This is a genomic window from Luteibacter sp. 9135 (assembly GCF_000745005.1).
Lineage (GTDB): Bacteria > Pseudomonadota > Gammaproteobacteria > Xanthomonadales > Rhodanobacteraceae > Luteibacter.
Genome location: NZ_JQNB01000001.1, coordinates 2,166,411 through 2,187,222, shown reverse-complemented (window position 1 = coordinate 2,187,222; position 20,812 = coordinate 2,166,411). Strand labels below are relative to the sequence as shown.

Sequence of the window (20,812 nt, the reverse complement as noted above, 5' to 3'; positions counted from 1 at the left end):
TATCCATTAGACCGGGTCAAGCTCATCTCCCGATGGGGCCCGTATCGTACGAGGTCGCCAACGCTTTGCTCTCCATCCACTCCGCCTCTGTCGTCGCAGAGGTGCTGGGTGGTTACGCTCTGAGCGAGTTCGGCCACTTGTGGCCGCTGCTCGAGCGCAGAGTGTGACCACCCAGCGCCTCACCGCCGCGCCTTACGAGCGACGAGGTCTTCTGCTTCTGCTTCGGCTTCCAAACAGTCCCCAGCCATGCACGAAAAAGCCCGGACGTCTCCGCCCGGGCTTTTTTTCCACACTGATCAGACCGTACTTACGGCGTCCACGTCGCCTTCAGCGAAATGCCGGAGAACGTCGAGTAACCGCGAACCTTCACGTAGTACGTGCCCGCCTGGGGCGCGGCGAAGGTGCAGGTCTCGTTGTTGCCCGACACGTACGGACGGCAGTTGTAGCTGGACGTGGTCGGCGCGGAACCGAATTTCACATACAGGTCCGCATCGCCGGAGCCGCCGCTGGTCACGATGTTGAGGTTGGACGCACCCGCGGCCACCACCACCGTGTAGCTCAGTTCCGTGCCCGCGCTACCGGCCAGGCCGGTCTTGGCCACGCCGTTCTGCAGGGCGGTGCCACCGGTGTTGCCACCGCCGCCCGTCGAGCAGGTGACGCCCACGCCGTTGAAGGCCGTGGCGACATCGGCTGCGGTGTAGCCCAGGTCGGTCGCCGCGCTGGCGACACCGCAGGCGCCGCTGTTGAACGTGGAGCTGGCCGTCCAGTACAGGGCGTTGGCGCGAGCGAACACCTTGAACGCCTTGACCGTGCCCCAGCCGCTGGTCTTGGCCAGCAGGCAGAACGCCTTGTTGTACACGCCCGAGGAGTAATGCACGTCGAGGCCGCTGGTGTATTGGGACGCATTGTCGATGGACCCGCCGTCCTGCGACGGTGTGCACATGTAACGCAGCGCATTGCCGATACCCGCGCTGGTCTTGACGATGTCGGCACCGACCAGGAAGTCGTTCGTGCCGCGGTCGTAGAACTCCGCCGCTTCACCGGCGATGTCCGAGTACGCCTCGTTCATGCCGCCCGACTGGCCGCTGTACGCGAGGTTGGAGTGCTGCTCGGTGTAGCCGTGACTGATTTCGTGCGAGGTCACGTCCAGGGCCACCAGCGGATAGAACGTGCTGGCGCCGTCGCCGAAGGTCATCGAGCTGCCGTCCCAGAACGCGTTCTCGTACGCGTTGCCGTAGTGCACCTTCATGATCAGCACCTGGTTCAGCGGCGCCGCGCCGGTGTATGAGGTGTACATGTCGTGCACCACGCCACCGAAATGGTGGGCGTCGTTGATCGGGCCATAGGCACCGTTGACCGCGTCACCGCTGGAACCCGCGCTGCAGGTGAAGCTCCACAGCGTGCCGCTGCCGGAGGTCGCCTTCTTCATGTTGTACGACTTCACGTAGGCGTTCTGCGCCGTACAGGTCGTTCCCGACTGGGTCACGCGCAGGGCCGGCTTGCCACCGGCGCCCCAGGTGTACTGGCCGGTCTTCTGGTTGCCGCCCGGGCCTGTGGCATCGATCTCGGCGTAGGCAAGGCCTTCCCACTGCTGGATGATCTCGCCGGTGTTGGCATCGATCAGCGCGGTGGGACGGGTGGGATGCTCGCCACCGGAGAAGAACGAGGTGAGGTAGACCAGCCGGGCAGGCGCGCCGTCACCCGGATAGATGTACAGGTCGGCCTTGGCGTTTTCCGGCTGGACACTGGCTACGCCGGCCAACGACGGGGCCTGCTTGCTGAGCAGCGCGACGGCACGCGTGCCGTCGATGCGGGGCGCGACCGACGCGATGTCGACCTGCAGGTCGGACGTGACCTCGCCGTTGGCGACCAGGGCGTTGCCCTGCCCGTCCTGCTCCACCGCGATGCTGCGGCCATAGACCGGCACGCCCTTGAAGGTCTGCTGCATGCGGACGGTCTGCGTGCCCTTCGCCGTCGGCAGTGACGCCTTGGCGACGAACCCGTTGTCGGCAGACAAGCCGAGCCGGGCGGCCAGCTGGTTGGCCGGCACCGCACCCAGGCTCTGGGCGCGAAGCGCCTGTTCCGTAGCGGCCGATGCGACCGAAGTAGCGGCGATCCCGAGGGATGCCACCAGGAGTGTCAAGCGAACATGACTTGCCATTACGTTCCTCCTCCAGGAATGGGCCGCACGAGGCCATTGCAGCCGTGAGACCACATTCCGAACGATATGAATACGCGCCGCAGCGCGCTGCCCGTTTTATCTCGCGACCTTCGGTCCCCCAACCGAAAGTCCTTGCCAAACTAGCGCAAGATATCGCGAACGACTACCTAGGGATTTCCCTAGGGCGACGTCAGACAGGAGGAGGGGGAGGGTCAGAGCATGCCGGTTTCTAGCTTCGCCGCATCCGACATCATCGAGTGGTTCCAGGGTGGATCGAACACCAGATCCACGTCGGCCTCGGCGATCGTGGGAATCAATTCCAGCTTGGTCCGTACGTCGTCGACCAGGATGTCGCCCATGCCGCAACCGGGAGCGGTCAGCGTCATCTTCACGTACGCGCGCCGGACGCCCTCGTCGCCCGATTCGAGGCTGACGTCGTACACCAGCCCGAGTTCGACCACGTTGATGGGGATTTCCGGATCGAAACACGTGCGCAGCTGCTGCCACACCAGCTTTTCCACGTCCTCGTCGGTGGCGCCGTCCTCCAGTTCAATCGGGCGCGGCGGTTCCTTGCCGAGCGCGTCAGCGTCGCCGCCCGCGATGCGGAACAGGTTGCCTTCGACATAAACGGTGAAGCTGCCGCCCAGGGCCTGGGTGATGTAGCCGATCTGCCCGGCGGGGAGCGTCACCGTCTCGCCCTGTGGCACCATGACCGCCTGGCAGTCGCGCTCGAGGGTGAAGGGTTCGCTGCTGAGGCTGAAGCCGCTCATTGCTGTCCTGTGAAGGCCGCGCCGCGGCCGCAAAGTCGTCGATTATGCGCCGCCGCGCAAGGCGAAGGTAGGCATCCACCCGCATAGGTCGGGGCGCCGGAGGCGGGGCTCAAGAGCGAGCGACGGCTTGCCCGGCTATGATGACTTCCTTTTGCCCTACCCGGATGCCATGCGCGACACGACTCCCATCCATGCCGGCTGAGCGCACGGGTACCGCCGGATTCCTCTTCGGCGCGCTCTGCGCGGCCATGTTCGGCCTGGCCGCGGGCGCGGTGTGGATGCTGCCCTCCATGATGTTCGGTCGGGCACTGCCGGCCCTGGTCCTGCCCGTGGGCTGGGTGCTGGGCGTGGTGGTGCGACGCTGGCTGCATGTTCGTGGCCCGGCCGGCGCCCTGCTCGCCGCGGGTGCCACCCTGCTGGCGGCGGTGTACACGTCCTGCCTGGTCGTCGCCGCCACCATCTCCGGCATGATGGGCATCGGCTTCGGTCAGGCCATCGCCGATGCGGGTCCGGGCATGCTGCTGGCCCTGGGCCGCCTCGCCCAGGGGCCGGGGCAACTGGCGCTCTACCTGGCCGGCGCGCTGCTGGCCGCGTTGACCGCGTGGCCGCTGCAACGACGGATCGAACGTCGTCGCCGGCTTTCATAGGCGGTAAATCCACCGACGGCGACTATCCCGCGGTGGACGACCGTCAACCGGCGGTCGATGACCGCGTTTACCGGAGTGAACCTGGCGGTATGGAGCACGAGGATGCGATCAAAGACGACGCGGAGAAGCCCGTGAACGCTTCGCTCGCCCTCGACGGCGCATCGCTGGCGGATGTCCGCGAGGTGCCTGCCAGCATGGACGCGTTCCTCGCCGGTATCGAACGTCGTGCCTGGCGCATGGCGGAGATTCACCTGGGTAACCGCGACGATGCCATGGACGCGGTACAGGACGCCATGCTCAGCCTGGTCCGCCATTATTCGGCCAAACCCGCGGGCGAGTGGACACCCCTCTTCTGGGGCATCCTGCGCCGCCGGATCGTCGACCTGCAGCGCCGCCGAAAGGTGCGCTCGATCGTCGTCGGCTGGATCGGTGGCGGTCGGGACGACGACGGCGACGAACTGCCCCAGTGGGAACCGGCGGACGATGCACCGGATCCCTCGGCCCGACTGCAGGATACGCAGGCCTATGGCGACATCGTGACCGCCGTGCGCGGGCTGCCGCGCCGCCAGCGTGAAGCGTTCACGCTGCGCATCCTGGAAGGCCTGGACGTGGCCGAGACGGCCGCGGCGATGGGCTGCTCGGACGGCAGCGTGAAAACCCACCTTTCGCGCGCGATGCATGCGCTGCGCGACCAACTGGAGGCATGGCGATGAGCCTGCACGATCGATCCCTCGAACGTCGCGCACGGGAACTCTACCTGCGCGCCAGCCGCGATGTGGACCCGTCCACGGCCGCCCGGCTGCGCGCGGCACGCCGAACGGCCCTGGCCGACCCGCGGCCCTCGGTGACACGTCGCCTGCTGCTGCCCGCCGGCGCTTTCGCCGTGGTGGCACTCGCCTCGCTGATGATCTGGCAGCCGCAGCCAAGCGTCGCGCCGACCGACAGCGCCGTGGCCGCGTCGTCGCGCGACGCGGCGCCCAACGACCTGCCCCCGGACGCCGACATCGCCGATCCCGCGCTGTACAAGGACATGCAGTTCTACAGCTGGCTCGCCTACAACGACGCCCCCTCGTCTTCGTCCCGCAAGTGACCGCCATGCGCCGCCTTTCGTTCGTGCTCGCCCTTCTCGTCGTCGGCGCCGCGCCCCTCGCGGCCACCGCGCAGCAGGACCCTCCACCGCCGGGCGATACGGCGCCGCTGCCCCCGCCGCGGCCGTGGAGCGCCTTGTCCGCGGACGAAAAGGACATCCTCGCCCCGCTGGCCCGCGACTGGGATACCTTCCCGCCGCAGCGCCAGTCGCGGATGCTGGAGAAAGCGCAGCGCTGGCGCGGCCTGCCTGCCGACCGTCGTGCGCAGATCCGCGATCGCATCGAGCGCTGGCAGCACATGACGCCCGAGGAGCGCGCCGAGGCACGCAAGAACCAGCAGAAATTCCAGGACCTGTCACCGGAGCAGCGCGCGCGCCTGCACGACGCCTTCGAGCGGTTCAACAACCTGTCCCCCGACCAGCGCCGCGCGCTGATCGACAAGTGGCGCAACCTCACGCCCGAGCAGCGCCGCGACGCGGTGGACAGGATCGGACCGAACGACATCGTGCCGCCGCCCCCGCCCCACGGTGGCCCGGGTGGCCCGGACGGCCATCGCCCGCCCCCGCCGCCGGGTAACTGAGACGGCGGCTACGCCCGCTGTCGCGGCAGGCGAGACCACGCTCCGTTAAACTGGTGCCATGACCGACCCTACCCTGGCTAGCCTCAACGACCGCCGTTCGGTGCCCTCGCGCCAGCTCGGTGAACCCGCCCCCGACGACGCCACGCTGCGACGCCTCCTCGAGGCCGCCATCCGTGTGCCCGACCACGGCAAGCTCGAGCCCTTCCGCATCCGCGTACTGCGTGGCGAGGACAAGCTCGCCTTCGGCAGCAAGCTGGCGAAGCTGGCCCTGGACGCCAATCCCGACCTTTCCGACGCGAAGCAGGAAAAGGAACGGCGCCGTTATGAATACGCGCCGCTGGTGCTCGTGGTTTCCGCCCGTATCGACACCGAGAGCAAGGTGCCCGAACTGGAGCAGGACCTCACCGCCGGCTGCGTCGCCTATAACATCCTGCTCGGTGCCCAGGCGCTGGGCTTCGGTGCCCAGTGGCTGTCCGGCTGGGCGGCGTACGACCGCGCCGTGGCCAAGCTGCTGGGCATGAAGAAGAACGAGCACATCGTCGGCTTCATCCATGTCGGCACGCCCACGATGGACGCCCCCGAACGCGATCGCCCGTCGTACGACGACATCGTGAGCGTGTGGTCGCCGTGAGTTCCGATTCGCTCGTCCACTTGGTCGATGGCAGCCTGTACGTCTTCCGTGCATGGCACTCCATGCCGGATGAGTTCTACGACCACGAGGGCGAATCGGTCAACGCGGTGCACGGCTTCACCCGTTTCCTCTGCGAACTGCTCGAACGCAGCCGCGCGGAGCACATCGCCGTGGCCTTCGATGCGTCGCTGACCACCTCGTTCCGCAACGCGATCTATCCCGCTTACAAGGCCAACCGCGACCTGCCGCCACCGCAGCTGGTGCGCCAGTTCGGGCTGTGCCGCGAGGTCTCCGCCGCGTTGGGCCTCACCGTGCTGAACGACCACCAGTACGAGGCCGACGACCTGATCGGCAGCGCGCTGTGGGGCCTGCGTTCGCACGGTTTTCGCGGCGTCATCGTGTCGGCCGACAAGGACTTCGGACAACTGCTTGGCGAGCACGACGAGCAATGGGACTTCGCCAAGAATCTGCGCTGGGGTCCCACCGGCGTGTTCGACAAGCTGGGCGTGCATCCGCACCAGGTGGCCGATTACCTCGCGCTGTGCGGCGACGCCGTGGACAACATCCCCGGCGTGCCGGGCATCGGCGCGAAAACCGCCGCCGCCCTGCTCGCCCATTTTGGCAGCCTCGACGCCATCCTCGATCGCGTCGACGAGGTGCCCTACCTGCGCTTCCGCGGCGCGGCCGCCTGCGCCGTGCGCCTGCGCGAGCACGCCGACCAGGCCCTTCTGTGCCGCCGGCTGACCCGCATCGCCCTGGATATCGCCGTGGCGGAGACGGCCGATGCGCTGAGCCGGCGCCAGGGCGAGGCCGATACCCTCGACGAGCTCTGCGAGCGCCTGCGCTTCGGGCCGTTGACACGTTCGCGCCTGCGCGCGCTGATCTAGACCCATCGCCTGATCCCGCTCCATCGCTAACGTCACGTGGTCCGATATACCCTTGGCCGGATAGTCACCTGCCATCCAAGGAGCCCGCCATGCCGATCAGCCCGCTGCCCCACGCCTCGCCCGTTCCCGCCGACGCCAGCGAGCCGGAAGAGGTCCTGCACAAGGCGAAGTGGCTGACCCTGAAGCGGCGTGGGCGCTGGGAATACGCCGAACGGAACAACCCGGGCGGTGCCGTGATCATTCTCGCGGTCACGCCGGACGACAAGGTCGTGTTCGTCGAGCAGTACCGCGTGTCGATCCTGAAGAACACCATCGAGATGCCGGCGGGCCTGGTCGGCGACCTGGCCGGCGCCGAGGACGAGGACGTGCTGCTGGCCGCCAGCCGTGAACTCGAAGAAGAAACCGGCTATGCCTGCGGCCGCATCGAGTTCGTGCACGACGGCCCGTCGTCGGCAGGCATGAGCACCGAGATGATCGCCTTCGCCCGCGCATGGGACCTGGAACGCGTCGGCAAGGGCGGCGGCGACGAGACGGAAAACATCATCGTGCACGAAGTGCCGCGCGCCGAGGCCGGCAAGTGGCTGTTCGACCGCGCGAAGGAGGGCTTCTCCATCGACGCCAAGCTGTTCGCGGGCCTCTGGTTCATCGAGCACCCCGAAGCGCACATGCGCTGAGGCCGGCAAGCCGGGAGGGTCGGCCCGGCGTAAAGCCGCCAGCCGCCCCGTGGCGCCGTTTCCGGGGCCGCGGGGGAAAGTCAATTCTTGTCCCAACCCCCTGTCCCGGTTAGCCTTCCCTCTGCATCACCCGGCGCCGCCCATGTCCGTCCGTTTCGCCCATCTGCACCTGCACAGCGAATATTCGCTGGTCGACTCGACCATCCGCATCAAGCAGCTGGTCGCGGCCTGCGTACGCACGGGCATGCCCGCCGTCGCGCTGACGGACGAGAACAACATGTTCGGGCTGGTGAAGTTCTACAAGCAGTGCATGGCCGCCGGCGTCAAGCCGATCGCCGGCTGCGACGTGTGGATATCCAGCCCCGACGATCCGCGTCCCTGGCGGCTCACCCTGATCTGCCAGGATCGCGACGGCTACCTCAACCTTTCACGGCTGGTATCCCGCGCCTGGCGCGAAGGCCAGGGCACGGGCCGCGCGCTGGTCGATGCCGCCTGGATGCACCCGGAAAGCGTGCGTGGCCTGATCGCCATCGCCGGCCGCGAGAGCGACGTCGCTCGGGTGGCGCTGACCGCCGGACTGCCCGCCGCCACGCTGCGCCTGGCTTTCCTGCAACGCCTGTTTCCCGACCGTCTCTACCTCGAGTTGACCCGCACGGGTCGCGAGAACGAAGAGAACTGGGTGCGCGCCGCCATGAAGCTGGCCGGCGACCACGAACTGCCGGTGCTCGCCAGCAACGACGTGCGCTTCTTGGAGCGCGAGGGATTCGATTCGCACGAGGCGCGCACCTGCATCAATCAGGGCCGCGTGCTGGCCGATCCGAAACGGCCGAAGGACTACAGCGAAGAGCAATACTTCAAGTCGCCCGACGACATGGAAGCCTTGTTCGCCGACATCCCCGAAGCGCTCGAGAACACCATCGAGCTGGTCAAGCGCTGCAACCTGGTCCTGGAATTCGGCACGTACTACCTGCCCGACTTTCCCGTGCCCGAGGGCCACACGCTCGACACCTTCATCCGCGCGCAAGCGCAGAAGGGGCTGGACGAACGACTCGAGCAGCATCCGCTGGCGGCCGGCAAGACGCGTGAGGACTACCAGGCGCGACTGGACCGCGAAGTCGACGTCATCATCGGCATGGGCTTCCCCGGCTACTTCCTGATCGTGGCCGACTTCATCGGCTGGGCAAAGGACAACGGCATTCCCGTAGGCCCCGGTCGCGGTTCCGGTGCGGGCTCGCTGGTGGCCTGGGTACTGAAGATCACCGACCTGGACCCGCTCCAGTTCGAGCTGCTGTTCGAGCGCTTCCTCAATCCCGAGCGCGTGTCGATGCCCGACTTCGACATCGACTTCTGCATGGACCGCCGCGACGAGGTGATCGACTACGTCTCGCGCAAGTACGGCCGCGACCACGTCAGCCAGATCATCACCTACGGCTCGATGGCCGCCAAGGCCGTGCTGCGCGATTCCGGCCGCGTGCTGGGCATGGGTTACGGCCAGGTGGATCGCTTGGCCAAGCTGATCCCCAACCGCCCGCTCGACCTCACCTTGGGCGATGCGCTCGGCCGCACGGAAAAATCGAAGAAAGAACCCGACCGCATCGTCAGGGAGTTCTGCGATGTCTACGAGCAGGAAGAAGAACCGCGCCAGCTGATCGACCTGGCACTCAGCCTCGAAGGCCTCACCCGTAACGCCGGCAAGCATGCCGGTGGCGTGGTGATCGCGCCCACGCCGCTGACCGATTTCGCCCCGCTGTATTGCGAAGCCAGCGGCGAAGGCGTCGTCACGCAGTACGACAAGGACGACGTGGAAGCGGTGGGCCTGGTCAAGTTCGACTTCCTCGGCCTGCGCACGCTCACCATCATCGACTGGGCCGTGAAGGCCATCAACAAGCGCCGGGCGAAGGAAGGCACCGAGCCGCTGGTGATCGAGTCGCTGCCGCTGGACGATCCGAAGGTCTACGACCTGCTGAAGAAGGCGCAGACGGTCGCGGTGTTCCAGCTGGAGTCGCGCGGCATGCAGGGCATGCTCAAGGACGCGCAGGCCGACCGTTTCGAAGACATCATCGCGCTGGTGGCGCTGTACCGCCCCGGCCCGATGGATCTCATCCCCAGCTTCTGCGCGCGCAAGCACGGGCGCGAATCGGTCGATTACCCCGATCCGCGCGTCGAGCCCATCCTGAAAGAGACCTACGGCATCATGGTCTACCAGGAGCAGGTGATGCAGATGGCGCAGATCGTCGGCGGTTACACACTCGGCGGCGCCGATCTGCTTCGCCGCGCCATGGGCAAGAAAAAAGCCGAGGAGATGGTCAAGCACCGTGCGACGTTCCGCGACGGTGCGGCCAAGGACGGGATCGAGGGCCACAAGGCCGACGCGATCTTCGACCTCATGGAAAAATTCGCGGGCTACGGCTTCAACAAGTCGCATGCCGCCGCCTATGCGCTGGTCTCCTACCAGACCGCCTGGCTGAAGGCGCACTACCCGGCCGAGTTCATGGCCGCGACCATCTCCTCGGACATGGACAACACCGAGAAGGCGGTGACCTTCCTCGACGAGACGCGCGCCATCGGCATCCAGGTACTGCCGCCCGACGTCAACGCCTCCGACTGGATGTTCGAAGCCGTCGAGCCCCGCGTGATCCGTTACGGCCTGGGCGCCATCAAGGGCGTGGGCCAGGGGATCTGCGAGGAGATCGTCGCCGAGCGCCGGGCGAAGGGGCCGTTCCGCGGCCTGGTCGATTTCTGCCAGCGGGTCGGCTCCAACAAGCTCAACAAGCGCACGATGGAAGCCCTGGTGCAGTCCGGCGCGTTGGACGCCTTGGGCGAGAACCGCGCCACCCTGGTCAAGCACATTCCCGAGGCCATGCGCGCCGCCGACCAGGAAGCGAAAAACCGCGCTTCCGGCCAGGTCGACATCTTCGGCAACGCCTTCGGCGCGGCCGAGGCGCCCAGCATCATCGAACTGTCCGGTTCGGTGCCGGAGTGGCCGCTGGAACAGCTGTTGCAGGGCGAGCACGACACTCTCGGCCATTACCTCTCGGGCCACCCCACCGACCCGTGGAAGGCGGAACTGGCCCAGCTGGGTAGCTGCCCCATCGGCGAGATTCCCCAGCGCTACCAGCCGCCCAAACCGCGCCGCAACGATGACGACGAGAACGCCAATCGCTTCCGCCGCGGGCCGGATACGCCCTGGGTGGTCGCCGGCATGGTGGTCGGCATGCGCAAGCGCGGCGAGAGTGACGCCTTCGTGCAGATCGAAGACGCCACCGGCATGCTGGAAACCAGCTTCTTCCGCGAGGTGTTCACCGATGCGGCCTCCCTGCTCACCCGCGGCAGCATGATCGTGGTCGAGGGCGGCCTGCGCATCGACGACTTCGCCGGCGGCTATCAGCTGCGGGCCCGCAAGGCCTATGCGCTGTCCGACGCCATGGAGCATTTCGGCCGGCTGCTCACGCTCAAACTCAACGGGGTGGGGCCGGAATTCAACCAGCACCTGCGCCAGGCGCTTATGGGCTATCGCGGCGGCCGCACGCCATTGATGCTGGCCGGCTACCGCAACGCGGACGGCCAGGCCAGCTTCGAACTGGGCGAAGCGTGGCGGGTGCGCGCCCTGCCGGACCTGGTACGCACGCTGCGCGCGCTGCCGGGCGTGCTGGGCACGGAGTTGCGCATCGTGCGACCGTCGGACTGACGGACGGCCGCACAGGGTCTTCGTAGAGTGCGCCCCCACCGTGCCCGCTCAGTCGTCGAACATGAAGCTTGTCTTCTCGAGCAGCTCCACCTTCTCCACCACCAGCGGCACGTCGCCTTCCGCCTCGATCGATACGCCCAACTGGTCGAACGACGTGTTCGTCGGCACGGTGAGGGTAGCGGTGTAGGTAGCCGGTTGGTATTCCGAGGCCACCTGCCGGTCATGAAAGACCTGCGGCACGCGTTCCGCGGCGTTATCGGCAGCGACCAGGGTCACCGCCATGGCCACCGGCCCCTCGATCGGACCGACGATCCGCCCACCGGATCGGGTGGCGTGGGGCGCATAGGTGACTCGCACCGAATAGGCCACCTCATGCCCCTGAGTGCCGTCGAATGCCTTGACCGGAAGCCACTGGTAGATCGCGCCCTGCTTCGGCGTCAGCACCATGCCAGGCTTGCCGTGGATCTCGTCGCGATAAGCGGGACGGCCGTCACCGACGAAATGCCAGGGCTTGAGATGCTCGACCGCATCGTGCAGCTCGCGCGGCAGACCCATCCACGTAAAGGTGGGTTCCCACGGGTGCCAGTGCTTGCCCGTCTCAGCCCCCCCTCGGCGCATCGAGGCCCCGGAAGTCACCGTTGGGTACCGATACCAGGCAGGTGGGCACGTAGGCGTTGGGGGGCAGCGGTGCGTCGCACGCCGGCACGTCGAACGCATCGTGTCCGGCCGCGGCGAGGGGGAGGAAAGCGGCGGCCACGGCTAGCCGACGCAGGGGGAAGCATGTATGCATGGGAGAATCCTTTCCAAGTAAGGGACTGCCTGCACGTCTTCGACGAATACCGAAACGACAGGCATGCCGCGGACTACGCCGTCCGCAGGGCGATTGAAGCAGAGCCGACAGGGATAAAGGCCAGGACTGGGCGAGTAGCCGCTTGCGCCTACAGACATTTAGGCCAGAGCCGAAGCGCCAGCCCATCCATACCCATGCGCACACGCCCCGGCCCGGCACTGGGTATAATCAGCGGTCCTGTCCGGATGCTCCGTATTCATGAATCCCAACTTCCTTGATTTCGAACAACCCATTGCCGAGCTGGAAGCGAAGATCGAAGAACTTCGGCACGCCAGCAGCGGCCAGGCGTTCAACATCGACGAGGAAGTGGGCCGCCTGCGCGAGAAGCTGAAGATCAAGACCGCCGAGATCTTCCGCAACCTCACGCCATGGCAGGTCAGCCAGGTGTCGCGCCACCCGGCGCGCCCGTATACCCTCGATTACATCCAGGCCATGTGCGAAGAGTTCCACGAGCTCAAGGGCGACCGCATGTTCGCGGACGACCAGGCCATCGTGGGTGGCCTGGCCCGCATCAACGGCCGCTCGGTCATGATCGTCGGCCACCAGAAGGGCCGCGATACCAAGTCAAAGGTCAAGCGCAACTTCGGCATGCCGCGCCCCGAGGGCTACCGCAAGGCGTTGCGCCTGTTCAAGATGGCCGAGCGATTCGATATCCCCGTGCTCACCTTCATCGACACGGCCGGCGCCTGGCCGGGCATCAACGCGGAAGAACGCGGCCAGTCGGAAGCCATCGCCCGCAACCTGCTCGAGATGGCCGAGTTGCGTGTGCCGATCGTCTGCACCGTCACCGGCGAAGGCGGTTCCGGTGGCGCGCTGGCCATCGGCGTCGGCGACCGCACGCTCATGCTGCAGTACTCCACCTACTCGGTGATCACGCCCGAAGGCTGCGCCTCCATCCTGTGGAAGAGCGCCGACAAGGCCAAGGATGCCGCCGAGGTCATGGGCCTGACCGCACCGCGCCTGCTCGAGAACGGGCTGATCGACAAGGTAGTGCGCGAGCCGCTCGGCGGCGCACACCGCAACCCGCAGGCCATGGCGGTGCGCCTGAAGGCCGTGCTGCTCAACGAGCTCGACGCGCTGCAAAGCCTGCCGGTCGACACCCTCCTCGAGAACCGTTACAAGCGCCTGCGCGGTTATGGTGCCTTCACCGAAGGGTGATCGCCATGCGGTGCGGCCGGCGTATGCGCCATGAGCCGCTCCCTGACCGATCATCTGGCCCAGGCGCTCGACACCGCGCCCGGCGTATCGCTGGTGGTCGCCTACAGCGGCGGCCCCGACTCCACCGCCCTGTTGCACGCCCTGGCCAGCCACATGCCACGCCCGGCGCTGCGAGCACTCCACGTCGACCATGGCTTGCACGCCGACAGCGGCGCCTGGGCGTCGCATTGCCGACGCACCGGTGACGTGCTCGGTGTGCCGGTAGAGGTGGCCCGCGTCACGGTGGACCTCAGCCAGGGCGAGGGCATCGAAGCCGCCGCGCGGCGGGCACGCCACACGGCGTTCGCTGCAGCGCTGCGTCCGGGCGAGCGCATCGTGCTTGCCCACCATCGGGACGACCAGGTCGAGACCGTACTGCTGAAACTGCTGCGCGGGGCGGGGCCCGAAGGCCTGGCCGGCATGCGCAGCCTGCGCCCGCTGGGTGCCGGCATGCTCTGGCGGCCCTTGCTCGATCTGCCCCGGGCGGTCCTGCTGGAGCACGTGTCCGCGCACGCGCTGGCCACGCTGCACGACCCTTCCAACGACGACCCGCTGATTGCCCGCGGTTATCTCCGCGCCACGGTGGTGCCGGCGCTGCTCGCGCGCTGGCCACAGGCCGCCACCAGCATTGCCCACAGCGCGCGGCTTTGCCTGGCCGCTGCCAACACCCTGCGCGATGCGTGGATGGACGCCCTGGCCGACCTGGACCGGGGCGAGGGCACGCTGGACGCCCGCGGCTGGCTCGCACTTCCCCTCGCGTGGCGGGCGCCTTCGCTGGAACACTGGCTGCACACCTGCGGGCTGTCCGCGCCGACGACGGCGCAACGCGAGCAACTGGAGCGGCAGATCCACGAAGGCGGCGCCGAACGGCTGCCCCTGGTGGGCTGGCGCGATACGGAGGTGCGGGTATGGCGAGGCCGCCTGTGGGCCATGCGCCGGTTGTCGGGATTCGACCCGGAATGGTCGGCCTCCTGGCATGGCGAGCCGCTGGAGCTGCCCGGTGGTGGCCGTCTCACGCTGGACGGGAGGCGACTGGCCCAGCCGCTGCAGGTGCGCTACCGCGCCGGCGGTGAAACCCTGCGGCCGCAGGGCGATCGTCACACCCGCGAGCTTCGCGACCTGTTCCAGCAGGGAGCCGTGCCACCCTGGCGGCGGCCACGCATGCCGTTGCTATGGGCCGACCGCGAGCTGGTGGCCGTCGGCACCCGCTGGATCAGCGAGCGGGGCCGACGGCTTTTCGACGACGCAGGCGCTACCCCGGTGTGGGACGAGGACACCGGCGCCTGAACCGACGCGGGATTACTTGCGGTCGCGCACGCTAACCGACATGTCGTCCACGTAGGCGGCCAGCCCGTGCGACGCATCGTCACCGCGGATCATCTCGATCGCCAGGCGAGCATGCTCGGGAAGGTCGCGTGTTACGCTTGGAACACTGACGCCAAGTCGCGTCATTGCCCTACTTTATGCCGTGGGCGACATCGGCCGAGATTGATCCAGAAGGCCATGTGAGCTAGTTTTGCGGCCATGCCGAAGTCGTCCGCCCCCGCCGTTACCGCCTCCTCGATCGCCGAGTTCGAGCATTCCCTGGACGAGCTCGAGCAACTGGTCACCCGGATGGAAGGTGGCGAGCTCAGCCTGGACGAGTCGCTGAAGTCCTTCGAACGCGGCATCGGCCTCTACCGGCATTGCCAGACGGCGCTGGAACAGGCCGAACTGCGCGTGCGCCTGCTGCTCGATCCCGCCACTCCCGAAACGTCCGAACCCTTTGATTCCCGCATCGACTGACCTGCCCGCGCCGCTGAAGGTGCTGGCCGGCCGTGCCGACGACGCGCTCGCGCGTGCGTTGCCGGCCGCCGACCTCGCTCCCGTCGAACTGCATCGCGCCATGCGCTATGCCGTGCTCGGCGGCGGTAAACGCCTGCGTCCGCTGCTGGTCTACGCGGCCGGCCATGCGCTGGGCTGTGACGGTGGCATTCTGGACGCACCCGCATGCGCGGTGGAAATCATCCACGCGTATTCTCTGGTGCACGACGACCTGCCTGCGATGGATGACGACGACCTCCGCCGCGGCCGACCCACGTGCCATATCGCGTTTGGCGAGGCCATGGCGATCCTGGCGGGCGACGCCCTGCAGGCACTGGCCTTCGAGATCCTGTCCACGCCCTATACAGCCGACGACGATGCATCCGCACGCATCGCCATGCTCCGCACCCTGGGCGCCGCCTGTGGCGCCGAGGGCATGGCGGGCGGCCAGGCCTTCGATCTCTCGGCCGTTGGCATGACGCTGTCGCTCGAGGAACTGGAGCGCATGCACGCCTACAAGACCGGCGCACTGATCCGCGCGTCCGTCCGTCTGGGCGCATTGGCCGCCGGCTGCCAGGACGACGCCGTGCTGGACCGGCTGGACCGTTACGGCCACGCCGTGGGTCTCGCCTTCCAGGTACGCGACGACATCCTCGACATCGAAGGCGAGTCGGCGATCATCGGCAAGACCGCCGGCAAGGATGCCGCCGCGGACAAACCCACCTTCCCGTCGATTATCGGCCTGGATGCCTCGCGCACCCGGCTGATCGCACTGGTGGACGATGCCCTCGAGGCCATCGCTCCCCTCGGACCCGGCAGCGAGTGGCTGGCCGAACTGGCCCGCTATTCCGCACACCGCGGGCATTGATCGGGTCGATCCAATCGGCGCCCCTAAGCGCGAATACGATCGAAAACCGACGGGTAGGAGCCCACGATGTGGGCGAGCTCTTATAGTTTGCTAAATCGAATGAAGCCGAATACCAGCAAGAGCGATGCCTTCGCTGGGCGACCGGAACCGCCAACACGTACGTGATGCATGGCCTCTTTCGCCGTAGCGACGCTGAGGGTTCGCGCACGTGCGTGTGCTCCTACGCCCAGGGGTAGGAGCACACGGGTGGACCGGCGGTCAGCTGACCAGGCGCAGCGCGAACGGATAGCGGTAGGTACCCGTCTGACTGACCTTCACCGCGGCCACGATGCAGAAGACGATGTTGAGGATCCAAAGCACCACGTGCAGGAACGCACCGATGAGGATGATCGTCAGTATCCAGCAGATCACGTAGCCGATAAGCACGGTAATCTGGAAGTTCAGGGCTTCTTTCGACTCGGCGACGAGGTAGGCCTTGTCGGCACGATCCTTGTTGATGAGCCACACCACCAGCGGGACGATGATGCTGAGGATGAGACCCGACAGATGCGTAAGCATCGCCAGGTTCTTGTCGTCGTTGCTGCTCGACGCCGCGGTGGGTTCCCGGTCGTACGGCGGCGGCTCGTAGGGAGGCGGGGATGGCGGCGGCGGGGTTGACGGCGGTATCTGATCGGAAGGCGTACTCATGGCGCTGCTCCGTGAAGTGTCGCCTGCACTGTCGGAGAGCGCCGGGACCCTGTCAAGCAGACTTACGGCAGGGTGTTACGAACCACCCTGCCTGCGAAGCGACCCTATTCGCCGGCGATGGTCATGGTTTCGACCAGCCACGATCCGGTCAGCACGTGGGAGCGACGGTCCACGTCCGCGCCCACGGCCACCAGGTTGGCATACATGTCGCGCAGGTTGGCGGCGATGGTGATTTCCTCGACGGGGTAGGCGATCTCGCCATTCTCGACCCAGAAGCCGGACGCCCCGCGCGAGTAATCGCCCGTGACGATCGACACGCCCTGCCCCATCACCTCGGTGACGAGCAGCCCGGTGCCGAGCTTGCGCAGCATGCCCGCGAAGTCGTCGCCACCGGTGGCGACCACGAGGTTGTGCACACCGCCGGCATTGCCGGTGGATTGCAGGCCGAGCTTGCGTGCCGAGTAACTGCCCAGGATGTAACGCTGGAGCACGCCGTCCACGACCAGCGACGAATCGACGGTGGCCACGCCTTCGGCATCGAATACCGACGACGCCAGCCCGCGGGGAATGAGCGGTTTCTCATCGATGCGGAACCAGGACGGCAGGATCTGCTTGCCCGCATGGTCGAGCAGGAAGCTGGACCGGCGATACAGCGAGCCGCCGCTGACGGCACCCAGCAGGTGACCCAGCAAGCCGCGCGCCACTTCCGGAGCGAACAGCACCGGCGCCTGCCGGGTACCCAGGCGACGCGCGTTCAACCGCGAAAGCGTCCGCTCCGCCGCCTTGCGACCGATCTCGGCGGGATCGGTGAAGTCCTGCGCGCGCCGGGCACTGTCGTACCAGTAGTCGCGCTGCATGCCATCGTCTTCGCCCGCGATCAACGCGACCGACAACGAATGGCGGGTGCCGCGTTCGCGCCCGACGAAGCCATGCGAGTTGGCGTAGACGGACAGGCTCTGCCCGGTATTGACGCTGGAACCGTCGGAATTGGTGATGCCGGGCACGCTGCGGCCGCCATCCTCGACGGCCTGGCCCAGGGCGATGGCCGCATCGACGTCCAGATCCCAGGGGTGCCACAGATCGAGATCAGGAAACACCGTGGCCATGCGTCCGGCCTCAGCCAGGCCCGAGGCCGGGTCTTCCTCGGTGAACCGGGCGATGGCGCACGCCTGGTCGATCGTGGCCTGGATCGATTCGGGCTGGAGGTCGGCCGTGCTGGCCGAGCCCTTGCGCTGCCCGACGTAGACGGTGAGCGAAAACCCGCGGTCGCGCGTGTGCTCGACGGTCTCCACCTCGCCCAGGCGAACGTTGACGTTGAGGCCTACGTCGATGCTGGCGGACACCTCCGCCTGGGTGGCACCGGCGGCGCGGGCGCGTCGGATGGTGTCCTCGGCCAGGGTGGCGAGGCGGTCGAGGTCCTGCTGGCTGCTGTCGCGTGTCAAAACGAGGCTCACGTGGGGCTTCCCGAAGGGCTGGGTTAGAATGACGGGCCGCGCGCGGCCAGCCCATCATTAATGGGGGTCGCGTCACCCGATCAAAAGCAACGCAGCGCACCGTGCATGGTGCCATGGAACCGTTATGAGCATCCGTGTCGGCTATTACCGTCACTTCAAGGGCATGCCCTACCGCGTGCTGGGCACTGCCCGGCACAGCGAGACGATGGAAGAACTGGTCGTCTATCAGGCCCTCTATGGCGAGCACGGCCTGTGGGTACGCCCGGCTGCCATGTTCGCCGAAACGGTGCAGCATGAAGGGCGCGACCAACCCCGCTTCGCCTTCGAACGCGATGCCACCGCTCCGCTCACCAGCCAGGAGACACCGGCATGAGGACCCATGACGATCGTCCGAAGCCGGACGCGGAAGACGAAGAAGATTTCGGTCCGAGCCGCAGCGAGCTCCGCCGCAACGCGCTCGACATGCTGAAGCTGGCCGGCCAGCTGATGGACCTGCCGCCCAGCCGCATTCCCAAGCTGAAGCTGCCCGAAGACATCGTCGAAGAGATCGGCCGCACGCGGAAGATCACCGCGCACATCGCGCGCAAGCGGCAGCTGGCCTATCTGGCGAAGCAGATGCGCCGCCACGGCGACGAGGCGTTCGTCGACGCACGCGCCGCCCTGGGCGAGGACCGTGACCGGCAGCGCCAGGAAGCGGCTCACATGCATCGGTTGGAGGCGGCCCGCGAGAAACTGCTTACCGGTGGCGACGAGGCCCTGGGCGAGCTGTTCGACACGCATCCCCACCTCGACCGTCAGCACGTGCGTTCCATCGTCCGGCAGGCGCGCAGCGAACGCGAGGCGAACAAGCCGCTGCATGCGTTCCGTGAGATCTACCGCCTGCTGAAGGAACTGGAAGCGTCTTCCGAGGACGACTCTGCCGAGTGATGCGGTGTTTTGCGTGTACGGCGGCTTATGTCAGGCCGCCGTACCGCCCACCGTCATGCCATCCACGCGCAGCGTCGGCTGGCCCACGCCGACCGGCACGCTCTGGCCGTCCTTGCCGCAGACGCCCACGCCTTCGTCCAGGGCCAGATCGTTGCCGATCATGGACACACGCGTGAGCACCTCCGGCCCGGAGCCGACCAGCGTGGCGCCCTTCACCGGACGCGTGATCTTGCCGTCCTCGATGAGGTAGGCCTCACTGGCGGAAAACACGAACTTGCCATTGGTGATGTCGACCTGCCCGCCGCCGAAGTTCACCGCGTACAGACCGCGCTTCACCGAGCGGATGATTTCTTCCGGCTCGCGATTGCCGGCGAGCATGTAGGTGTTGGTCATGCGCGGCATGGGGAGCTGCGCGAACGATTCGCGGCGGCCGTTACCCGTGGACTTCACGCCCATCAGGCGGGCGTTGAGCTTGTCCTGCATGTAGCCCTTGAGGATGCCGTTCTCGATCAGCGTGGTGCATTCGGTCGGCGTGCCCTCGTCGTCGATGCTGAGTGAACCGCGACGCCCCGGCAGCGTGCCGTCGTCCACGATGGTGACGCCCTCGGCCGCTACACGCTGGCCGATGCGGCCCGTGAACGCGGAACTGCCCTTGCGATTGAAGTCGCCTTCCAGGCCGTGGCCGATGGCTTCGTGCAACAGCACCCCCGGCCAGCCGGGCCCGAGCACCACTGTCATGCTGCCTGCAGGCGCATCGACCGCCTCGAGGTTGACCAGGGCCTGGCGTACCGCTTCGTCGGCGAACGCATGCGCCCGACCGTTCTCGATCAGCTCACGATAGCCATAGCGCCCGCCGCCGCCCGAGTGACCCTGCTCGCGACGACCGCCCTGTTCCGCGATGACCTGCACGTTGAGGCGCACCAGCGGGCGCACATCGGCCGCGAGCGTGCCGTCGGAAGCGGCGATCAATACCGTGTCCAGCGTGGCGGCCAGGCTGACGACCACCTGCTTCACCCGCGGATCGCGCGAGCGTGCGTAGGCGTCGACCTCGCGCAGCAGCGCGATCTTTTCTTCATTGGGCAGGCTTTCCACCGGGTCGATGGCCGGATACAGGCCGCGACCCGTGGCGATCGCCAGCGGCCGGCCTGCGCCCGCGCCGCCCTGGGCGATGGCCCGCGCCGCCCGCGAGGCTTCGAGCAACTGGGGCAGGACGATCTCGTCCGAATAGGAGAACCCGGTCTTTTCGCCCGAGATGGCGCGCACACCCACACCCTGTTCGATCGAATGGCTGCCGTCCTTGACGATGCCTTCCTCCAGCACCCACGACTCGCTGCGCGAGTGCTGGAAATAGAGGTCCGCCGCGTCGATCGACGGGCCCATCAACTGGGAGAACACGCGATCCAGGTCGGTGGAAGCGAGGCCGCCGGGAGTCAGCAGACGACGTTCGGCAAGGGAAATCAGGGAATCCATCAAGGGGCGCCGTTAGCGATGGGGGAGACCCCACAGGTGGGGCCGGATGGGGTCAGCTTAAACCCTGCAGACCCTTTTCGCAGGGGCTGTCTTGCGGCGGTTCGCCACCGGCTCGGTGGGGCCTGCCTTGCTCGTCTGCTCCCAGGGAACGATGGCATCGAGGACATGAGCCAGGGCGTCCCGCGTCATTTCCCGGTCGTAGTCGGCTTGCAATCCGGTCCAGAACCAGTCCGACATGCCGAAATAACGCGACAGCCGTAATCCGGTGTCGGCCGTGATGGATCGCCGTCCGGCGACGATCTCGCCGATACGTGGGGCGGGAACACCGATCGCCTTGGCCAGGCGATACTGCGAGATACCCATGGGCTTGAGGAACTCCTCGAGCAGTATCTCGCCCGGATGAGGATAGGGAATGTCGCGCATCGTGGGT

22 protein-coding genes and 1 pseudogene are annotated in these 20,812 nt (G+C 67.2%); 14 read left to right on the top strand and 9 right to left on the bottom strand.

Translation table 11 applies throughout. From position 1 onward, the window contains the following. Window positions 1-307: 307 nt before the first annotated feature. Window positions 308-2,161 carry a M4 family metallopeptidase gene (locus FA89_RS09445; RefSeq protein ID WP_081916416.1) on the bottom strand — a complete coding sequence of 618 codons (1,854 nt, stop codon included), beginning with the start codon at window positions 2,159-2,161 and terminating at the stop codon, window positions 308-310. A gap of 212 nt (window positions 2,162-2,373) precedes the next feature. After that, window positions 2,374-2,931 (bottom strand): putative Fe-S cluster assembly protein SufT, encoded by a 558-nt coding sequence (gene sufT, locus FA89_RS09440; RefSeq protein WP_036140313.1) that lies wholly within the window; start codon window positions 2,929-2,931, stop codon window positions 2,374-2,376. A gap of 191 nt (window positions 2,932-3,122) precedes the next feature. On the opposite strand from sufT, the gene FA89_RS09435 reads away from it, so the two are divergent. From FA89_RS09435 to dnaE, 8 genes are all read left to right on the top strand, one after another. Beyond that, entirely contained in the window at window positions 3,123-3,578 is a 456-nt protein-coding gene (locus FA89_RS09435; protein ID WP_036140311.1) for a hypothetical protein, read from the top strand. Window positions 3,579-3,772: 194 nt separating this feature from the next. Next, window positions 3,773-4,291 (top strand): RNA polymerase sigma factor, encoded by a 519-nt coding sequence (locus FA89_RS09430; RefSeq protein WP_369931276.1) that lies wholly within the window; start codon window positions 3,773-3,775, stop codon window positions 4,289-4,291. Next, window positions 4,288-4,668 (top strand): hypothetical protein, encoded by a 381-nt coding sequence (locus tag FA89_RS09425; protein ID WP_036140309.1) that lies wholly within the window; start codon window positions 4,288-4,290, stop codon window positions 4,666-4,668. Before FA89_RS09430 ends, FA89_RS09425 begins: the two co-directional genes overlap by 4 nt. Window positions 4,669-4,673: 5 nt before the next feature. After that, window positions 4,674-5,246: a DUF3106 domain-containing protein gene (locus tag FA89_RS09420; protein ID WP_036140308.1), complete on the top strand. Its 573-nt coding sequence runs from the start codon at window positions 4,674-4,676 to the stop codon at window positions 5,244-5,246. A 58-nt stretch (window positions 5,247-5,304) separates the two neighbouring features. Continuing rightward, window positions 5,305-5,877 (top strand): nitroreductase family protein, encoded by a 573-nt coding sequence (locus FA89_RS09415; protein WP_036140306.1) that lies wholly within the window; start codon window positions 5,305-5,307, stop codon window positions 5,875-5,877. Further along, window positions 5,874-6,764, top strand: a complete 891-nt coding sequence (locus FA89_RS09410; protein ID WP_255349636.1) for a 5'-3' exonuclease — start codon at window positions 5,874-5,876, stop codon at window positions 6,762-6,764. The genes FA89_RS09415 and FA89_RS09410 overlap by 4 nt, the downstream gene beginning before the upstream one ends. 89 nt (window positions 6,765-6,853) lie before the next feature. Next, window positions 6,854-7,438: an NUDIX hydrolase gene (locus FA89_RS09405; RefSeq protein WP_036140304.1), complete on the top strand. Its 585-nt coding sequence runs from the start codon at window positions 6,854-6,856 to the stop codon at window positions 7,436-7,438. A 142-nt stretch (window positions 7,439-7,580) separates the two neighbouring features. Continuing rightward, a complete protein-coding gene (gene dnaE / locus FA89_RS09400) occupies window positions 7,581-11,126 on the top strand; it encodes a DNA polymerase III subunit alpha (protein WP_036140301.1) in 3,546 nt (1,181 codons plus the stop codon). A gap of 48 nt (window positions 11,127-11,174) precedes the next feature. Here the strand turns inward: dnaE and FA89_RS09395 are convergent, their stop codons facing one another. Together FA89_RS09395 and FA89_RS09390 are read right to left on the bottom strand one after the other, a co-directional pair. Next, the gene (locus FA89_RS09395; protein WP_036140299.1) at window positions 11,175-11,681 is read right to left on the bottom strand and encodes a hypothetical protein; all 507 of its coding nucleotides are present in this window, start codon (window positions 11,679-11,681) and stop codon (window positions 11,175-11,177) included. Between the two features lie 43 nt (window positions 11,682-11,724). Further along, entirely contained in the window at window positions 11,725-11,916 is a 192-nt protein-coding gene (locus FA89_RS09390; protein ID WP_036140297.1) for a hypothetical protein, read from the bottom strand. 258 nt (window positions 11,917-12,174) lie between these two features. Between FA89_RS09390 and FA89_RS09385 the strand changes: the two genes are divergently transcribed. Together FA89_RS09385 and tilS are read left to right on the top strand one after the other, a co-directional pair. After that, window positions 12,175-13,134: an acetyl-CoA carboxylase carboxyltransferase subunit alpha gene (locus FA89_RS09385; protein ID WP_036140294.1), complete on the top strand. Its 960-nt coding sequence runs from the start codon at window positions 12,175-12,177 to the stop codon at window positions 13,132-13,134. 30 nt (window positions 13,135-13,164) lie between these two features. Next, complete coding sequence (gene tilS, locus FA89_RS09380) at window positions 13,165-14,460, top strand: tRNA lysidine(34) synthetase TilS (RefSeq protein ID WP_036140292.1); 1,296 nt, start codon at window positions 13,165-13,167, stop codon at window positions 14,458-14,460. Window positions 14,461-14,472: 12 nt separating this feature from the next. Here the strand turns inward: tilS and FA89_RS20145 are convergent, their stop codons facing one another. Next, window positions 14,473-14,625, bottom strand: coding sequence for a hypothetical protein (locus FA89_RS20145; RefSeq protein ID WP_185754287.1), 153 nt, complete (start codon window positions 14,623-14,625; stop codon window positions 14,473-14,475). Window positions 14,626-14,697: 72 nt separating this feature from the next. On the opposite strand from FA89_RS20145, the gene FA89_RS09375 reads away from it, so the two are divergent. Both FA89_RS09375 and ispA read left to right on the top strand, forming a co-directional pair. Then, window positions 14,698-14,958: an exodeoxyribonuclease VII small subunit gene (locus FA89_RS09375; RefSeq protein WP_036140290.1), complete on the top strand. Its 261-nt coding sequence runs from the start codon at window positions 14,698-14,700 to the stop codon at window positions 14,956-14,958. Further along, window positions 14,942-15,844: a (2E,6E)-farnesyl diphosphate synthase gene (ispA, locus tag FA89_RS09370; protein WP_036143995.1), complete on the top strand. Its 903-nt coding sequence runs from the start codon at window positions 14,942-14,944 to the stop codon at window positions 15,842-15,844. Before FA89_RS09375 ends, ispA begins: the two co-directional genes overlap by 17 nt. Window positions 15,845-16,102: 258 nt before the next feature. On the opposite strand, the gene FA89_RS09365 is transcribed toward ispA, so the two are convergent. Together FA89_RS09365 and pmbA are read right to left on the bottom strand one after the other, a co-directional pair. Then, window positions 16,103-16,531, bottom strand: a complete 429-nt coding sequence (locus FA89_RS09365) for a DUF4870 domain-containing protein (RefSeq protein ID WP_081916414.1) — start codon at window positions 16,529-16,531, stop codon at window positions 16,103-16,105. A gap of 104 nt (window positions 16,532-16,635) precedes the next feature. Next, window positions 16,636-17,985 (bottom strand): metalloprotease PmbA, encoded by a 1,350-nt coding sequence (gene pmbA / locus FA89_RS09360; protein ID WP_036140287.1) that lies wholly within the window; start codon window positions 17,983-17,985, stop codon window positions 16,636-16,638. 124 nt (window positions 17,986-18,109) lie between these two features. On the opposite strand from pmbA, the gene FA89_RS09355 reads away from it, so the two are divergent. Both FA89_RS09355 and yjgA read left to right on the top strand, forming a co-directional pair. Continuing rightward, entirely contained in the window at window positions 18,110-18,358 is a 249-nt protein-coding gene (locus tag FA89_RS09355; protein ID WP_036140285.1) for a DUF1653 domain-containing protein, read from the top strand. Continuing rightward, window positions 18,355-18,912 carry a ribosome biogenesis factor YjgA gene (gene yjgA / locus FA89_RS09350; protein WP_036140283.1) on the top strand — a complete coding sequence of 186 codons (558 nt, stop codon included), beginning with the start codon at window positions 18,355-18,357 and terminating at the stop codon, window positions 18,910-18,912. The genes FA89_RS09355 and yjgA overlap by 4 nt, the downstream gene beginning before the upstream one ends. Window positions 18,913-18,942: 30 nt before the next feature. Here yjgA and tldD read toward each other — a convergent pair whose 3' ends face one another. Both tldD and FA89_RS20865 read right to left on the bottom strand, forming a co-directional pair. Then, on the bottom strand, window positions 18,943-20,382 hold the full coding sequence (gene tldD / locus FA89_RS09345) for a metalloprotease TldD (protein ID WP_036140281.1): 1,440 nt from the start codon (window positions 20,380-20,382) through the stop codon (window positions 18,943-18,945). Window positions 20,383-20,553: 171 nt separating this feature from the next. Further along, window positions 20,554-20,805: pseudogene (locus FA89_RS20865) on the bottom strand (HigA family addiction module antitoxin); the annotation flags it as partial. Window positions 20,806-20,812: the final 7 nt, after the last annotated feature.

Coding starts and splice junctions, on each gene's coding strand:
- FA89_RS09425 (WP_036140309.1), top strand. CDS start 4,288: ATGAGCCTGCACGATCGATCCCTCGAACGTCGCGCACGGGAACTCTAC.
- tilS (WP_036140292.1), top strand. CDS start 13,165: ATGAGCCGCTCCCTGACCGATCATCTGGCCCAGGCGCTCGACACCGCG.
- sufT (WP_036140313.1), bottom strand. CDS start 2,931: ATGAGCGGCTTCAGCCTCAGCAGCGAACCCTTCACCCTCGAGCGCGAC.
- FA89_RS09395 (WP_036140299.1), bottom strand. CDS start 11,681: ATGGGTCTGCCGCGCGAGCTGCACGATGCGGTCGAGCATCTCAAGCCC.
- dnaE (WP_036140301.1), top strand. CDS start 7,581: ATGTCCGTCCGTTTCGCCCATCTGCACCTGCACAGCGAATATTCGCTG.
- yjgA (WP_036140283.1), top strand. CDS start 18,355: ATGAGGACCCATGACGATCGTCCGAAGCCGGACGCGGAAGACGAAGAA.
- tldD (WP_036140281.1), bottom strand. CDS start 20,382: ATGGATTCCCTGATTTCCCTTGCCGAACGTCGTCTGCTGACTCCCGGC.
- FA89_RS09405 (WP_036140304.1), top strand. CDS start 6,854: ATGCCGATCAGCCCGCTGCCCCACGCCTCGCCCGTTCCCGCCGACGCC.
- FA89_RS09435 (WP_036140311.1), top strand. CDS start 3,123: ATGCCGGCTGAGCGCACGGGTACCGCCGGATTCCTCTTCGGCGCGCTC.
- FA89_RS09365 (WP_081916414.1), bottom strand. CDS start 16,531: ATGAGTACGCCTTCCGATCAGATACCGCCGTCAACCCCGCCGCCGCCA.
- FA89_RS09385 (WP_036140294.1), top strand. CDS start 12,175: ATGAATCCCAACTTCCTTGATTTCGAACAACCCATTGCCGAGCTGGAA.
- FA89_RS09430 (WP_369931276.1), top strand. CDS start 3,773: ATGGACGCGTTCCTCGCCGGTATCGAACGTCGTGCCTGGCGCATGGCG.
- FA89_RS09355 (WP_036140285.1), top strand. CDS start 18,110: ATGAGCATCCGTGTCGGCTATTACCGTCACTTCAAGGGCATGCCCTAC.
- FA89_RS09420 (WP_036140308.1), top strand. CDS start 4,674: ATGCGCCGCCTTTCGTTCGTGCTCGCCCTTCTCGTCGTCGGCGCCGCG.
- FA89_RS09415 (WP_036140306.1), top strand. CDS start 5,305: ATGACCGACCCTACCCTGGCTAGCCTCAACGACCGCCGTTCGGTGCCC.
- FA89_RS20145 (WP_185754287.1), bottom strand. CDS start 14,625: ATGACGCGACTTGGCGTCAGTGTTCCAAGCGTAACACGCGACCTTCCC.
- FA89_RS09445 (WP_081916416.1), bottom strand. CDS start 2,161: ATGGCAAGTCATGTTCGCTTGACACTCCTGGTGGCATCCCTCGGGATC.
- FA89_RS09375 (WP_036140290.1), top strand. CDS start 14,698: ATGCCGAAGTCGTCCGCCCCCGCCGTTACCGCCTCCTCGATCGCCGAG.
- FA89_RS09390 (WP_036140297.1), bottom strand. CDS start 11,916: ATGCATACATGCTTCCCCCTGCGTCGGCTAGCCGTGGCCGCCGCTTTC.